The sequence below is a fragment of the Fortiea contorta PCC 7126 genome (assembly GCF_000332295.1).
GTDB classification, from domain to species: Bacteria; Cyanobacteriota; Cyanobacteriia; order Cyanobacteriales; family Nostocaceae; genus Fortiea; species Fortiea contorta.
In genome coordinates this window covers 3,767,822-3,782,795 of the sequence record NZ_KB235930.1, presented here as the reverse complement: position 1 = coordinate 3,782,795, position 14,974 = coordinate 3,767,822, and the positions used below count along the sequence as shown (strand labels likewise).

The following is a 14,974-nucleotide window of genomic DNA, read 5'->3' as shown; positions in this document are numbered from 1 at the left end:
ATTTATCACAAGACCGAGAAACTATGGTTAACCGTTTTGCTTCTATGAGTGCTACCCTCACACTTAAAGTCGTGGGGATGATCTGCATTTTGTCCTTTTTTATTAACTTTGTAATTTTATTGTTGGACTTCAACCCAACTAATAAATTAATTCAAATTGGCTTGGGTACAGCGATAGTTGACCGAGGAATCACACCGATGCTTGGTATCGGGTTGTTGTTCGTCGCCTACTGGATTGAAAGCAATGATGCAGGTAGCGACATCCCCAAGGGTATAGAATTAAGATTCCCAGCTTTGATATTATCAAGCATCTTGGGGTTGATGTTTTTGCTGATTTTTCCTTGGCACATAAACAACGTCATTCAAGTTAGAAGTCAAGCATTAAAAGAAATCAACGAAAGATCTGGTCAGCAAGAAAACCAACTCAAGCAAGAACTATCTCAATTTCAAGCAAGAGTTAATTCAGACGCAGCCAAAGCTCGAATTGAACAGTTCCGAACTCAAGCCAAACCTCAACTCAAAGCTGAAATTACCGAACTGCTCAAAGACGAACAAAAATATAACCAAGCATTAGGAAGTCCGCAAATTTCTCCTGAACAAAAAGAATTACTTAAAAAAGTCAAAGCAGACCCGAAATTGCTAGATCAAGAACTTGATAAATTTTTGGCACAAGCAACAGATTCTCAAGCCCGCGCCACTCAAACTGCAAATCAACAATTAAATCTAATTCGTACTCAAAGAGAACAAGATAGAGAGCAAGCTCAAAATGCTTGGAAACCAGGACTGCGAATTGCTATTAGCAGTTTGCTGTTGTCCATTGGTTACATTATCATCGGCTGGACGGGGTTAAAAGGTATGGGCGCTTTAAAAGGTGGTGGACGTAAAGCTACTGCGCGCTAGTAAACTCAAGTATGAAGTGTGAAGTATGAAGTATGAAATTAGCACAGCTGAAAAATCATCATATTTGAACATCAAAAAAGGGCAAAATACCAAAGAAAACTGATTTTTTAAACCTAAATTTTTTGCCTACAAAAAGCCAAGCAGATACCAAGTTACTACTTCATTCTTCATTCTTTATTTGACAAATTTCTCCAATTATCAAAATTTCAGAAAAACTAATGTTTTCGATTTATATATTGACGTACAATGAGGAAATAGATATAGCTGCTTGTATAGAATCGGCAATGCTATCAAATGATATTATTGTTGTCGATTCATGTAGTAGCGATCGCACGGTAGAAATCGCTAGTCGCTATCCTATCCGCGTTGTGCAACACGCTTTTGAAAGTCACGGAATGCAACGCACTTGGATGTTAGAATCTATCCCACCAAAGCATGAATGGATATATATTCTAGAAGCCGATGAACGGATGACTCCAGAACTATTTGCTGAATGTGAAACAGCAATTCATCACCCAGACTACATCGGCTATTATGTTGCAGAACGAGTCATATTTATGAATCGTTGGATTCGTCATAGCACTCAATATCCCCGATACCAAATGCGCCTCTTCCACCATGGTAAAGTCTTGTTCACAGATTATGGTCATACCGAGCGAGAAGTTTGTCAAGGTGCAACTAGTTTTTTAAACGAGACTTATCCTCATTACACTTGTAGCAAAGGCTTAAACCGTTGGATTGAAAAACATAATCGTTATTCCACAGATGAAGCCAAAGAAACCCTCAATCAAATTCAACAAGGAAGCGTCAATTGGCGAGATTTATTATTCGGTAAAACAGAAGTAGAAAGACGCCGCGCTCTCAAAGATTTGTCTTTGCGCTTACCTGCTAGACCACTGCTACGCTTTTTGTATATGTACTTTTTATTAGGTGGTTGCTTAGATGGACGCGCTGGTCTAGCTTGGTGTACACTACAAACTTTCTATGAATATCTAATTTTGTTGAAAGTATGGGAAATGAAGCATCTGCCCACACCTAGTTTAGATACAAGTGTGTTGCTGAGTGAAAAAAGTACACACGGCGAAGTCACACAAGCTGATGCGGCTTGAATTTACGCGCTCAAATACAATTCCGTCTCAGATGTATCTAATTATTTTGAGACATAGCTAACTATTTTTAAAAAACCTCTGTCTCGAAAAGTTTTGGGCGCCAGCTTCCGGTGCTCATACTTTCTGCTGCGTACCTCGGCGATAAGCTCCGCATATCTTCAAGCCCGTTCCCTGTTCTCCGCTATAAATCAATACAGTTGAGATAAGCCGATTTTTTCGCTTTTGTTCCCTGTTCTCTGTTCCCTTACCTCCACAGAGGAACTTTCTTAACTGAATCGTATTGCGCCATAAATGACTTCATAAACTGGTAAAGACAGTTTACAATTTTAGTAAAGAAAAGTAAATTCTCTGAGATAAAGCGATCGCTATTTTGCTCAATGTGTATCAAAATGCACAAATTAGCTTGATTTTTACGGATAAATACAGTTCAGATTCAGATTCACCTAAAATCATGTCTTATTAATTTGATGCATCTGCGGATATGAACACTAACCACAACAGTCCTACTAACGCCAACAAAAATGATCGGGACTTGATCATCAATCGCCTCAAACAGGACTTAAAAAATGACCTGATTGCGGGCTTATTAGTATTGATTCCCCTAGCAACTACCATCTGGCTGACCATTACCATTGCTATTTGGGTAATCAACTTTCTCACGAAAATTCCCAAACAACTAAATCCTTTTGAAGGGCTACATCCTGTCCTAATAAATATACTTAATTTAACAGTGGGATTAGCAGTACCACTGCTGAGTATTTTGTTGATTGGTTTGATGGCCAGAAATATTGCTGGGCGTTGGTTGTTAGATTTTGGTGAACGATTTTTACAGGCGATTCCTTTGGCAGGACAGGTATACAAAACCCTCAAGCAACTGTTAGAAACGCTACTCAAAGACTCTCATAACAAATTCCGGCGCGTCGTTTTAGTAGAGTATCCTAGACCGGGAATTTGGGCAATCGGTTTCGTTACAGGTGCGATTAGCACGGAAATTCAAAACCACATGTCGCGCCCGATGCTGAGTGTGTTTATTCCCACCACCCCCAACCCTACTACCGGCTGGTATGCCGTAGTTCCAGAAGACGAAGTAGTAAACTTGTCTATGCCCATAGAAGACGCCTTTAAAATCGTCGTTTCTGGCGGGATTGTCTCCCCAAATTCCACCCCATCAACCGCCATGATTCCCCAAGAATCTTCCTTGGCGACACAACACAAAGAAATCGCCCCGCAAATCATCCCCACAGAAGAAATTTAAAATCAGTCAGGCAATGTTGCCAGCAAATAGATAATATGGTTGTCTGACCACGCAACAATCAATCAACTGCTAAACACATTCTGCTCGTTTAGTCAATATTCATACATACACACTAACTTTTATGCAAGACCGTAAGCCCCAACAAATCGCCCGTGAACTGGCGCTTTTAAGCCTGAGCCAGTTACCAGTCAGCCCCAAAAAATTGACAGAAGAACAACTACCCAAGCTAGTACTAGCAGCAGTCCGCACCCTGAGATCAGAAGTACAAGATACCCTAGATAACGCCGCCGGTGAACTGCAACGTAGTCAAGATCGCGTTTTGAGTAGCCAAACTCGCGCTGCAGATATTAATACTGCCAGAACAATGCTCACAGAAGCGATCGCCTACACCCAAACCGCAATCAATCAACTCGGCGCAGCAGTGGAATTCCCAGAATTGATTCAACTAGCAAATCAAGACAAAATAGTCAGCAAATACGCCATCCAAATTGTCAGAACAGTCAGCGACGAGCATCATCTGATTGATCAACAAATTTCTGCCGCTTTGGTAGATTGGCAAGTAACTCGCCTAGCTCAAATCGATCGAGATATTTTGCGAATTGCCGTTGCAGAAATGCTATTTCTCAAAATACCAGATAGTGTAGCCATCAACGAAGCTGTAGAACTAGCCAAACGCTACAGTGGAGATGAAGGACATCGGTTTATTAATGGTGTTCTGCGCCGAGTCACAGAGCAAAAAAAGACCGCCTAGGGTTGCACCTGGGGATAGGAAATGAGCAAGTAGGGGGAGACGAAAAATGACCAACGACAGACGTAATTAATCCATACTTGAAGAACAACTAATATCCTTAGCTGCAATGGTTTTTAATTGGTTCCGTCGTCAACACAACGATTCCTCCGAAACTCCCTCAGACCAAAAACAGGGAGAAACTCCTCCTTCACCAGAACCCCAACCAGAGCCTTCAGAAACAGCACCAGAAACAGGGGCAGATTTGTTAGCGTTTGCGAAAGCAGCTTATCAAAATATTCAGCAAAAACAGCAGTCTCAAGTTGCAGAAACTGTACCTGATTTAGTTGAGGAGCAAGCGCCAGCCGCCGTAGAAACACAGAGCACAGAAATTGAAATATCACCAGCAGAGGCTGCAACCGAGCAAGTTTTAGCAGCGGATCAACTGGAAGAAAATACGCAAGCCACAGAAACTTCAGAATTAGACGCTATGGCTGACCTCACAAACACTGAGGCAGAATCTGGTATAGATACGGTTGCGGAAACTGTAGAAGCGCCCGCCGCCTTTACCCCAGAAGTCACAGAAAATGAGCAAACGCAGCAGCCCCCAGCCAGCCTATCGTTTTTAGAGCGAGCAGCCGCAGAACAGCAAGCAAAACAGGAAAGATTGATCGCCAGTGCGATCGAAGTTCCAGAACCAGCACAAGTAGCGCCAGCAACTGCTACCACCGCACCGCAGCCCACAGAGGAAGTTCCAGGGCTAGACTTCGATGAAGGGTTTTTGTGGTCAGCCGAAGTCTTAGCCGCCCAAGGTCGGCGTGCAGAAGACGTATCGATGGAAGAAATTACATGGCTGAAAAAGCTCCGCCAAGGGTTAGATAAAACCCGTCGTAATATTCTTAACCAACTCAAAGCAATTGTTGGTCAAGGGCCGCTGAATCAAGCAGCTGTTGCAGAAATTGAAGCATTGCTCTTGCAAGCAGATGTTGGTGTCGAGGCTACAGACAAGATTATCAGTTCTCTGCAGCAAAAACTCCGCCAAGAAGTTACCGCGCCAGAAGAGGCGATCGCTTACCTCAAACAAATTATTCGGGATATGCTGGATAGTCCAGTGAATAAATCCCACTCAACCAGCTTTACTCCAGAAAAAGAAACCTTGAATATTTGGTTGATCACTGGGGTGAATGGCGCTGGGAAAACTACAACCATTGGTAAAATTGCTCACCTAGCTCAAAAATCAGGGTACAAATGCCTGATTGGTGCGGCAGACACTTTCCGCGCCGCTGCTGTCGAGCAAGTCAAGGTTTGGGGCACACGCAGTGGTGTAGAAGTAATCTCGAATCCTGGCAAAAATACTGACCCAGCAGCTGTGGTGTTTGATGCGATCGCTGCAGCCCAAGCCAGACAAACTGAATTATTACTAGTCGATACTGCTGGGCGACTGCAAAATAAGAAAAACTTAATGGATGAACTCAGTAAAATTCGCCGAATTATTGACAAAAACGCGCCGAGCGCTAAAGTAGAGTCACTGTTGGTTCTAGACTCTACTCTTGGTCAAAATGGATTGCGACAAGCCGAGGCTTTTTCCCAAGCAGCCCAACTGAGCGGTGTAGTCTTAACCAAGCTAGACGGTACAGCTAAAGGCGGCGTCGCCCTTGCTGTTGTCCAGCAGCTAGGTTTGCCAATTCGTTTTATTGGCGCTGGCGAAGGAATTGAAGACCTACGCCCGTTTTCCAGCTATGAGTTTGTCGAAGCACTGTTGAATGGTTAATGGTGCGTTTCCTTGGTTCTGAGATGTTAGGCGGTTAGATCCCCGACCTCTCTAAGAAGTCGGGGATCTTGCTGTCGAATCCTGGCAAAAATATCTGTCCTAAAATAGTCATTTTGCCACCAAGAATGGACAACGTTTGCTAAAATTCCATTCTAATGCTGTATTTTTTATACATCCAAACAGGTTGTCTAAATGTATCAGCAGGTTTATTGGTTTGAGCAAAGATTAGTCTCTAGCGGCGAAGTAGCCTTATGAAGACGGTACATCTACCACTGTACAGAAAATTTACAGAGGTTTTTCCTTTGGAGCTATTTTCATACAGCGAGGCTCGACCTCCGGGGAAGTTTCCCGACTCATAGCAGTGGTGCTCCTCTTAACACAGGTGTAAGCAGAGCCACATCTACGGCTTGTAGTTAGACATCAAAATTGCTGTGTTAAAACAGTGAATTGATGTAATTTAGCTGGAGCCGCACTCTTTGTTATCAAAATAATCACTATTATCTAGGAAAATTTGGCAGGCGATATATGATTTTTTAACTACAGTAGTTTGTTTTAAATTTTCTAGTCTCAGATTCAGTGTAGAGAAAATCTGAATTTTGTATTATTAGCTAATAGTACTTTTTTGCGTCTCATCTAGAGCCTTGGATGTGTAAATTTTTAGATTTGAAGATGAAAATACGACCCTTTTTTCCATCTTAAATGCACCCCCAGTCCCCCAGAACCTCAGACCCCTCAGATACAGATAATACCAAGTTATATTTTTGAGTATAATTGACTCAAAACTAAGTCCAGTCAAGGTGTTAGCTCTCAATAAGATGACTCTTATCCCTCAGTGTAACTTCAGCAATATAACTTATACTTGTGTGGTTGCAACTAAGTTTATTCCTAAAGATATATGACTGAATAATTAAGTTATGAAATAATGGAAGGCTTTGTGGCAAATGACGACAATTACTGTTTTATATGAATTATTCGCCGATGACCAATACCTAAGTCTAAACTCCTACATTTAGCAAGAAATTTTATAAGGAAATACAATACTTATAAAATTTAAGTCTTACGTCTTTTCACTCTTGCTAAAGTCACAAATCTTGTCCAATATGGTTTAGCAATGCCAAAACTCAAAGATTAAGAACTATGTACAGAAAAACATGTCCATCTGTCCGACTCACAGCTTGGCAACCACAAGAATAATTTCTGAATACGGCTGGGCATTTTTTTGTAGTCTGTTCTGATCAGCAATGGAAAATTTGCCTATCTGTTTATTTAAAGTGCAATAGTAACTGTGCCTGTGTCTCAACTGCCCTCTCAACCCACCGACAGTAATAATAGTGCGGCGACCGATGTCACTCCTGTCGTGGCACTCAAGGAACTCGTGGCAAGGCTGCACCGAGAACAGAACAAAATTCAAGATTTGCTCAGTTCTCTCGGATTTGCCCTCAGAAGCTTTAATAATTTAAATCAATTTTTAGAGCTGATACCGCTGATGGCGACGAGAGTCACAGACGCGGATGGTAGTGCTTTATTTCTCTACAAACCCAATGGTCAAGTTAGGTTAGAGCAGCTACATTGGCAAGATAGTCGCCAGCGCAAGAATATCCGCAAAGCATTAGAAACCGCTAGCAGTCAAATTACACTTGTGCCCAATACCGCTCCTTTAGCAACCGCTACGGGGATTTTGGACGCGCAGATGCACAGACACTTGGGCCCTGATGTGCAAATTTTCGGTACGGCTATTCGAGTCAAGCACACAGAAAGAGGGTGGCTGTATGTTTTGAGCCGCGACCCTGAATATAGTTGGACAGAAACCAGACAGAAATTAGTCCGGCTAGTGGCAGACCAAACGGCAGTAGCGATCGATAATGATGAATTAGCAGTAGAGTTACGGAAAAAAGAACGTTTAGATCAAGAATTAGAAATTGGCGCCGAAATTCAGAGGCGACTCCTACCGCGTCAATGTCCCACTATTCCTGGTGCAGTTTTGGCTGCGCGTTGTAAGCAAGCTAATCGTGTTGGCGGCGACTATTATGATTTTTTCCTCACCAACCACAATCAGATTCAGCCACACAACAAAGGTGCTGTGGAACAAGGCCCTTTGGGTTTGGTGATTGGGGACGTGATGGGTAAGGGTGTCCCCGCTGGATTGATTATGACGATGATGCGCGGAATGCTGCGAGGTGAGATATTACATGGTAATTCTCCGTCGAGAATTCTACAGAATTTAAATCGAGTGATGTATGCAGATTTGGAAAATTCCCACCGTTTTGTGACGCTGTTTTATTCAGAATATAATCCTGATACAAAAATTTTATCTTATAGCAATGCTGCTCATAATCCGCCTTTGTGGTGGCACGCAGCGACAAAAACTGTGAGTAGGTTGGATACTTTGGGAATGTTAATTGGCTTGGATGTTAATAGCCAATATGAGGACGCCCAAGCTCAACTAGAGCCTGGGGATACAGTTATTTATTATACAGATGGTTTAACTGATGCGGCGGCGGCTAGTGGCGATCGCTTTGATGAAGAAAATTTTGTGACTTCTTTCAATACAGCCTGCAAATATTGTAACGGCCCACAAGAGATTGTAGATTACCTGTTTGACCAAGTTCAGCAATTTATCGGTGCTGATCGACACAATACTGATGATATGACACTAGTCGTTTTGCAAATTCAATAGACCTGTTTTGAAAATAGGGATTAGGGAACAGGAAACAGGGATTAGGGATTAGGGATTAGGGATTAGGGATTAGAGATTAGGGAACAGGGAACAGGAAACAGGGATTAGGGATTAGGGATTAGGAAAAGAGATATTTTTATTGTTCCTTGTGAGCATTTGAAGTAGTAGCGGCTTCCCCAAGCCCATTTAATTCTGCTGACGCATTTTCCACAAATAACTAGAAATCAAATTCGTCAGAATATGAGCAACAATTGGCACCAACAAATTACCAGTTAACAGAGCACCATAGCCCAACATTAAGCCCACTATAGTTGCCCACATCACATAAGCCCATTGTTGAGCACCGCTGAGATGTAAGACGCCGAAGCAAAAACTGGAGACAATCACGGCTACCATATCTGCTCCTAAAGCTGGTAGCATCACACCACGAAATAGTAATTCTTCACTCAAACCCGGTAGCAATCCCAGCCAGATTATGTCTGGTAGAGCTAAAGGTTTGAGTACTAATTCTAGGTAATAATCCGCACTTTTGCGGTATGGACTATAAAAGCGATAAGCTAAACCACTCAAGGCTGTGATGATTAGCCCCAACCCTAAGCCGAAGAGGAAATCTCTGCTGTTCCAGCGCCAAAAAAATAAAGAAAAATCTCCAAAACGGAGCCATATTTTGGCGATAATCCACAAAAAGATTGCAGTTGTTCCCATCGCTACCAAAACTTGGACGCGCGTCAGTAGAGGAACTTCTGGTTCTTGTTTTTGTTGTTCAACCACAAATACTCTGGATGAAGGATGAAGGATGAAGGATGAAGGATGAAACTTTGAGATCAGAAGACAAAACTTCTTCTTTCATCCTTAATCCTTTGTAAAGAAGATAGTCCACAACTAAGGGAAGATGGATTTACACCTGCTTTGTTTGCGACTAATAAGCCTACTGCTTCTAAATATGAGTTGACATTGATAGATTTTATCCCCAATGAGTGGGCAGGTACTTGAATTTGAGTTCTGTTTTCCGTTACTGTGATGATTTGACACTGGGTTTGATTTAAACTTAACAAGGCACTGCTACCACAAGCAGTTGCAGGTGCGATCGCTGCATCAACTTGGTCTACCCAAATATCTTCCAGTCGAGATGCTACTAATCCCTTCTCAATGATAAACTGCGGCGCGCGGCTGAGTCCAACCAAGACGCTTGGTAAAAAAGTATAACCTAATTCTTCAGCCGCTGAACGGGGTGATAAATCCGGGTCTGGGGGTGCAGCTGCTAGGGCGGGTGAATGGGCGCAGGGGATGTGGAAGGTTCGCACAATTAAATGACTGATGACTGCTTCTGCACCGGCTAGGGGGTCAACACCTTTACCGTGGCGATAGTTTTGTACTGCTTGTTCATCCATATCTTCAGGGAAACGGGCAACAACTGCGATCGCCTCCGCTCCCGCTTGTTGAATTAATACCTCAGCTGCTCTCAATAAACTATCTGGGTTGCCGATTGTTCCCCAACTTGCACCCGTAGACGACATACGTAATTCTACTCCTAATGGTGCATCGGTAATTACGTAATCTGTTAAGGTTAACCCTAGGGTAGCTCTAGCGGCATCGGCTGCTTGTAGGTGTCGCAGCCGTAATTCTGGCTCTATGCCTTGGTCTAAAAGCAAACCAATTTTGTTGCTGTGTACAGGACGTAAACCCCAGCATCCAGCAGCAAATTTGTCAAGTCCGTACCCTTCAACATAGAAAGCATTGGGGAGGTTCCAGTATAAGCTGGCACCATTGAGGACATTGGGGTGAGTAATCAGGCGATCGCAAACTTCAGCAATCACTTTTGCGACCGGTAAAGCATCTCCAGCGTAACCGCCAATCGCTGCCCCAATGCCTGTTGGTACAATGAGAATAGCAGTATAAGGATGTTGATTCACTCGACTTTGGCAGATGTCAAAGTGACAACAGCTTCTACAGTAGCTTTTTGCTGTTCTTCATCCACAGCAGTGACAGCCCAGCGTAGGGGTTCACCTTGTTTTTTCAACTCTACCTCAATCGCTTTTTGTAAATCTGTGGAAGTAGATTGGATGTCAATTTCTGCAGTGATAAAATGGGTTGTCATGGTAGTTATTTTTGTTGTTTTTTTGTGTTGAGAATTAGTTAATTGTTCGCTGATTAATTATCCTTGCCAAATTGCAATTGATAAAGTGAGTCTTCTTTTTCCGTAACAATTTTCAAATCTGAACGAGGTTTAGCCACACAAAGTAATACATAACCTTGTTTTTGTAATTCGGGACTAACACCCATACCATCAGTTTGATCCACAGTACCAGTCATGATTTGACCAGCGCAAGTTGTACAAACACCTGCATGACAAGAACTAGGCAACTCTAAACCTAGATGATCAGCAACCGATAAAATAGTTTCATCTTCAGAAACCTGCAGATTATGGATTGTGCCTTGGTGGTGAATCTCAACGGTGTAAGTTTTGGACATATGCGAAGGCGACTTGATGTAACGGTCAAATTCAACATTATATCTGAATTGGGTAAAACTATCGTAGATATGGTTAATTAATAAAGATTTTGTAGATTGGGTTGCGCTACCCTGCAGGTTCCGCTTTAGCGGTACGCTCCACCCAACCCCATAACTGACAACTAGACTAAATGTAGCAATAATTAATATGGCACCAAAACTTACACATGCTGTATACCAGCGAAGAATTTTCCTGGAAATTCAAAGAAACACCAAAATTTCAAATCAAAAATACCGAATTAAATGACACGCTTTATACATGATAAATTTGCCAAGGACTATCTGGAAGAATTATTAAAAGATTACGGAGAAGTTAAGGCATCTGAAAAAATTGCCGGAGAAATTAAAGAAATAGATGTTTTATTTACTCCTGCTAAACAGCAAAATAGTAATTTAGAAATACTGGGCTTGCTAGGAAGATTTGTTGAAAACCCGGCGATAATAGAACCATTCCGCAATCCAGCTTCCAGCGATGAGGTATGTGATTGTATTCTAAAATTATTAGAAGTCAAAGCTTTATTGCGGCGAGAAGCCAAAGCTAATAAAACCAAACTTCAAGACTCAGAAATTCCTAGACTGTGGATTCTAACTCCAACTGCATCTGAAACCAAATTATCTAGCTTCGGAACTTTGGAAAAAGCAGGTTGGTTATCAGGAGTACATTTTCTACCAGAGGCTTTGCGAACAGCAATTGTGGCTATACACCAACTCCCGCTCACACCAGAAACTTTATGGTTGAGGCTGTTGGGTAGAGGAAGTGTACAGTCACAAGCAATTGTTGAGTTGCAAGCGTTACCATTAAATCATCCATACCAAACAACAACACTCGAATTAGTTTACAACTTACGCGAAAATTTGAGAGTAAATCAAGAAATAGAAGCAGATGATCGGGAGTTAATTATGCGACTAGAACCACTGTATCAAAGAAACAGAGAACAAGCCAAACAAGAAGGACGACAAGAAGGACGACAAGAGGGAGAGCAAGACTTAATACTGCGTCTACTTAATCGCCGTGTTGGTGAGCTTGATCCATCATTAGTCGAGCGAATTAAAAGATTATCGATTGAACAATTAGAGAATCTAGGAGAAGCATTGCTAGATTTTTCTAGTATTAGTGATTTAGAAACTTGGCTAGACCAAAAATAAGAGATAATTTATCAATTTAACGGTGTGTTATGGCAACATTTAACGCACCGTTAAATAAAGTATTTGGTTTATAAAAACTATACTTTCAGTATAAAAAACACTACGAGAACAGATTATCAGTGAAGTTTTTAGTCAAAAAAATAGGCTCGCCTTTGATAGTCAATTATTGCCTAAAAATATTTCATAATTAAAAGAAGAACATCCCAATGGAGAACACGAAATGCTAGAAAAATACCGCCAAAATGTTGTGGAACGCGCTCAACTCGGTATTCCCGCCTTACCATTGGATGCACAGCAAACATCACAATTGTGCGAATTACTGAAGAATCCACCAGTAGGGGAAGAGGATACATTGTTGCATTTATTGCGCGAGCGCATTCCCCCTGGTGTTGATGAAGCGGCTTATGTCAAAGCTGGATTCCTGACGGCGATTGCTAAAGAAGAAATCACCAGCCCTTTAGTTTCCCCCATCGCAGCAGTGGAATTACTGGGAACAATGGTAGGCGGCTACAATGTACAATCCTTAATTGAATTGTTGCAATTACCGACAGTCTCCCTCTCAGACTCTTCTGAAACTCCCTTGGTGATGGGGGGACAAGGTAAAGAACCCATCGCCGCCTACGCTGCTAACGCCCTGAGCAAAATCCTCTTGGTGTATGATGCTTACCATGATGTTTTAGAATTATCTAAAACCAATCCTTTCGCCAAGCAGGTAGTTGATTCCTGGGCAGAAGCTGAATGGTTTACCAGGAAACCAACAGTACCAGCAGCTATCACCGTCACCGTATTTAAAGTTCCTGGCGAAACTAACACCGACGATTTATCGCCAGCGCAACAAGCCACAACCCGCCCGGATATTCCCCTACACGCCTTAGCGATGTTAGAGTCAAGGCAACCGGGAAGCTTAGAAACCATCGCCCAGTTAAAGAAAAAAGGACATCCCGTGGCTTATGTCGGGGATGTAGTGGGTACTGGTTCGTCCCGCAAATCTGCCATCAACTCAGTATTGTGGCATATGGGCAATGATATTCCCTTTGTGCCCAACAAACGCGCTGGGGGTTATATATTAGGTAGTGCGATCGCTCCCATCTTTTTCAACACAGCAGAAGATGCAGGTGCTTTGCCAATTGAGTGTGATGTCACCCAGATGGAAACTGGTATGGTGATTACCATCCATCCTTACAAAGGCGAAATCACAAACGATGCTGGAGAAATTATTACCACCTTCACCCTCAAACCCGATACTATCTTAGATGAAGTCCGCGCCGGGGGACGGATTCCCCTATTAATTGGGCGTACCCTCACCGACAAAACCCGTCAAGCACTCGGTTTAGCACCAAGCGATGTTTTCATCCGTCCCCAACCACCCCAAGATACAGCCAAAGGCTACACCCTAGCGCAAAAAATGGTGGGTAAAGCCTGCGGTTTAGTTGGTGTGCGTCCTGGTACAGCTTGCGAACCCATCATCACTACCGTTGGTTCTCAAGATACCACAGGCCCCATGACCCGCGACGAATTAAAAGAACTCGCTTGTTTAGGTTTTAGTGCAGATTTAGTCCTGCAAACTTTCTGTCATACTGCTGCTTATCCCAAACCAGTAGACATCAAAACTCATCACGAACTACCAGACTTTTTCTCAGCTCGTGGTGGCATCGCCCTGCGTCCTGGAGATGGTATCATTCACTCGTGGTTGAACCGGATGCTACTACCAGATACCGTAGGCACAGGTGGCGACTCTCACACTCGCTTTCCCCTAGGAATTTCTTTCCCCGCAGGTTCGGGTTTAGTAGCTTTTGCTGGGGCGTTGGGTGTCATGCCTTTGGATATGCCAGAATCAGTTTTGGTAAGATTCACAGGGGAATTGCAACCGGGTATAACGTTGCGAGATGTGGTTAACGCCATTCCGTATGTAGCAATCCAAAAAGGTTTATTAACAGTCGCCAAAGAGAACAAGAAAAATGTTTTTTCAGGGCGAATTTTAGAAATTGAAGGCTTACCAGATTTGAAAGTAGAACAAGCCTTTGAACTCGCCGATGCAACTGCAGAAAGGTCTTGTGCAGGTTCAACAATTAAGCTGAGTGTAGAGACAATTTGCGAATATCTCCGCTCTAATGTCGCACTGTTGAATAACATGGTAGCACGGGATTATCATGATGCCCGTACCATTCTCCGTCGCGTCGCCAAAATGGAGGAATGGTTAGCAAATCCTGTGCTATTAGCAGCAGATGCAGATGCAGAGTATGCACAAATCATTGAAATTGATTTAAACACAATCACAGAACCAATTGTCGCGGCTCCCAATGACCCTGATAATGTGAAATTGTTATCAGAAGTCGCTAACGATCCAGTGCAAGAAGTGTTCGTCGGTTCTTGTATGACGAATATCGGTCATTATCGCGCAACAGCGAAAGTTTTGGAAGGTGCGGGTGCTGTGAAAACTCGTTTGTGGATAGCACCTCCAACCCGCATGGATGAACATCAACTCAAAGAAGAAGGTATCTATGGTATTTTTGGGGCTGCTGGCGCGCGAACCGAAATGCCAGGATGTAGTTTGTGTATGGGGAATCAGGCGCGAGTTGCTGATGGTACAACAGTATTTTCTACTTCCACCCGCAACTTCAATAATCGCATGGGCAAAGATGCAAGAGTGTATCTTGGTTCTGCAGAATTAGCTGCAGTTTGTGCGTTGTTGGGACGCATTCCTACGGTATCAGAATATCTGGAGATTGTTGGGCAAAAACTTAATCCTTTTGCTGATGATTTATATCGGTATTTGAATTTCGATCAAATCGCCGGTTTTGCAGATGAAGGACGGGTGATTTCTTTGGAAGAAATACCGACGGGTGTGAGGTAGGTTATTGGGGGATGGGGTGATGGGG

General features: G+C 42.8%; 12 protein-coding genes. 8 read left to right on the top strand and 4 right to left on the bottom strand.

The annotated features are described in order from the left end of the window. The first annotated feature begins 23 nt into the window (after window positions 1-23). The 6 genes from hpsJ-B to MIC7126_RS0117395 all read left to right on the top strand — a co-directional run bounded on the left by hpsJ-B (window position 24) and on the right by MIC7126_RS0117395 (window position 8,438). Window positions 24-899 carry a hormogonium polysaccharide biosynthesis protein HpsJ gene (gene hpsJ-B, locus MIC7126_RS0117420; RefSeq protein WP_017654445.1) on the top strand — a complete coding sequence of 292 codons (876 nt, stop codon included), beginning with the start codon at window positions 24-26 and terminating at the stop codon, window positions 897-899. Window positions 900-1,117: 218 nt separating this feature from the next. Continuing rightward, window positions 1,118-2,008 (top strand): glycosyltransferase family 2 protein, encoded by an 891-nt coding sequence (locus MIC7126_RS0117415; RefSeq protein WP_026100342.1) that lies wholly within the window; start codon window positions 1,118-1,120, stop codon window positions 2,006-2,008. A 481-nt stretch (window positions 2,009-2,489) separates the two neighbouring features. Continuing rightward, complete coding sequence (locus tag MIC7126_RS0117410; protein WP_017654443.1) at window positions 2,490-3,263, top strand: DUF502 domain-containing protein; 774 nt, start codon at window positions 2,490-2,492, stop codon at window positions 3,261-3,263. A 121-nt stretch (window positions 3,264-3,384) separates the two neighbouring features. Continuing rightward, the gene (nusB, locus tag MIC7126_RS0117405) at window positions 3,385-4,014 is read left to right on the top strand and encodes a transcription antitermination factor NusB (RefSeq protein WP_017654442.1); all 630 of its coding nucleotides are present in this window, start codon (window positions 3,385-3,387) and stop codon (window positions 4,012-4,014) included. Window positions 4,015-4,120: 106 nt separating this feature from the next. After that, window positions 4,121-5,761, top strand: coding sequence for a signal recognition particle-docking protein FtsY (gene ftsY, locus MIC7126_RS0117400; RefSeq protein WP_017654441.1), 1,641 nt, complete (start codon window positions 4,121-4,123; stop codon window positions 5,759-5,761). 1,285 nt (window positions 5,762-7,046) lie between these two features. Then, complete coding sequence (locus tag MIC7126_RS0117395; RefSeq protein WP_017654440.1) at window positions 7,047-8,438, top strand: PP2C family protein-serine/threonine phosphatase; 1,392 nt, start codon at window positions 7,047-7,049, stop codon at window positions 8,436-8,438. A 186-nt stretch (window positions 8,439-8,624) separates the two neighbouring features. Here the strand turns inward: MIC7126_RS0117395 and MIC7126_RS0117390 are convergent, their stop codons facing one another. The 4 genes from MIC7126_RS0117390 to MIC7126_RS0117375 are packed head-to-tail and all read right to left on the bottom strand — an operon-like array spanning window position 8,625 to window position 10,910. Then, window positions 8,625-9,209, bottom strand: coding sequence for a CPBP family intramembrane glutamic endopeptidase (locus tag MIC7126_RS0117390; protein ID WP_017654439.1), 585 nt, complete (start codon window positions 9,207-9,209; stop codon window positions 8,625-8,627). A gap of 53 nt (window positions 9,210-9,262) precedes the next feature. Then, window positions 9,263-10,351, bottom strand: coding sequence for a DUF3326 domain-containing protein (locus tag MIC7126_RS0117385; RefSeq protein ID WP_017654438.1), 1,089 nt, complete (start codon window positions 10,349-10,351; stop codon window positions 9,263-9,265). Then, window positions 10,348-10,536 carry a hypothetical protein gene (locus MIC7126_RS0117380; protein ID WP_017654437.1) on the bottom strand — a complete coding sequence of 63 codons (189 nt, stop codon included), beginning with the start codon at window positions 10,534-10,536 and terminating at the stop codon, window positions 10,348-10,350. Before MIC7126_RS0117380 ends, MIC7126_RS0117385 begins: the two co-directional genes overlap by 4 nt. A 53-nt stretch (window positions 10,537-10,589) precedes the next feature. Next, a complete protein-coding gene (locus tag MIC7126_RS0117375) occupies window positions 10,590-10,910 on the bottom strand; it encodes a 2Fe-2S iron-sulfur cluster-binding protein (protein WP_017654436.1) in 321 nt (106 codons plus the stop codon). Between the two features lie 282 nt (window positions 10,911-11,192). On the opposite strand from MIC7126_RS0117375, the gene MIC7126_RS0117370 reads away from it, so the two are divergent. Then, a complete protein-coding gene (locus MIC7126_RS0117370; RefSeq protein ID WP_017654435.1) occupies window positions 11,193-12,095 on the top strand; it encodes a DUF4351 domain-containing protein in 903 nt (300 codons plus the stop codon). A 220-nt stretch (window positions 12,096-12,315) separates the two neighbouring features. Continuing rightward, the gene (acnB, locus tag MIC7126_RS0117365; protein WP_017654434.1) at window positions 12,316-14,949 is read left to right on the top strand and encodes a bifunctional aconitate hydratase 2/2-methylisocitrate dehydratase; all 2,634 of its coding nucleotides are present in this window, start codon (window positions 12,316-12,318) and stop codon (window positions 14,947-14,949) included. The last annotated feature ends 25 nt before the right edge of the window (window positions 14,950-14,974 follow it).

Coding starts and splice junctions, on each gene's coding strand:
- hpsJ-B (WP_017654445.1), top strand. CDS start 24: ATGGTTAACCGTTTTGCTTCTATGAGTGCTACCCTCACACTTAAAGTC.
- MIC7126_RS0117415 (WP_026100342.1), top strand. CDS start 1,118: ATGTTTTCGATTTATATATTGACGTACAATGAGGAAATAGATATAGCT.
- MIC7126_RS0117410 (WP_017654443.1), top strand. CDS start 2,490: ATGAACACTAACCACAACAGTCCTACTAACGCCAACAAAAATGATCGG.
- nusB (WP_017654442.1), top strand. CDS start 3,385: ATGCAAGACCGTAAGCCCCAACAAATCGCCCGTGAACTGGCGCTTTTA.
- ftsY (WP_017654441.1), top strand. CDS start 4,121: ATGGTTTTTAATTGGTTCCGTCGTCAACACAACGATTCCTCCGAAACT.
- MIC7126_RS0117380 (WP_017654437.1), bottom strand. CDS start 10,536: ATGACAACCCATTTTATCACTGCAGAAATTGACATCCAATCTACTTCC.
- MIC7126_RS0117375 (WP_017654436.1), bottom strand. CDS start 10,910: ATGTCCAAAACTTACACCGTTGAGATTCACCACCAAGGCACAATCCAT.
- MIC7126_RS0117370 (WP_017654435.1), top strand. CDS start 11,193: ATGACACGCTTTATACATGATAAATTTGCCAAGGACTATCTGGAAGAA.
- acnB (WP_017654434.1), top strand. CDS start 12,316: ATGCTAGAAAAATACCGCCAAAATGTTGTGGAACGCGCTCAACTCGGT.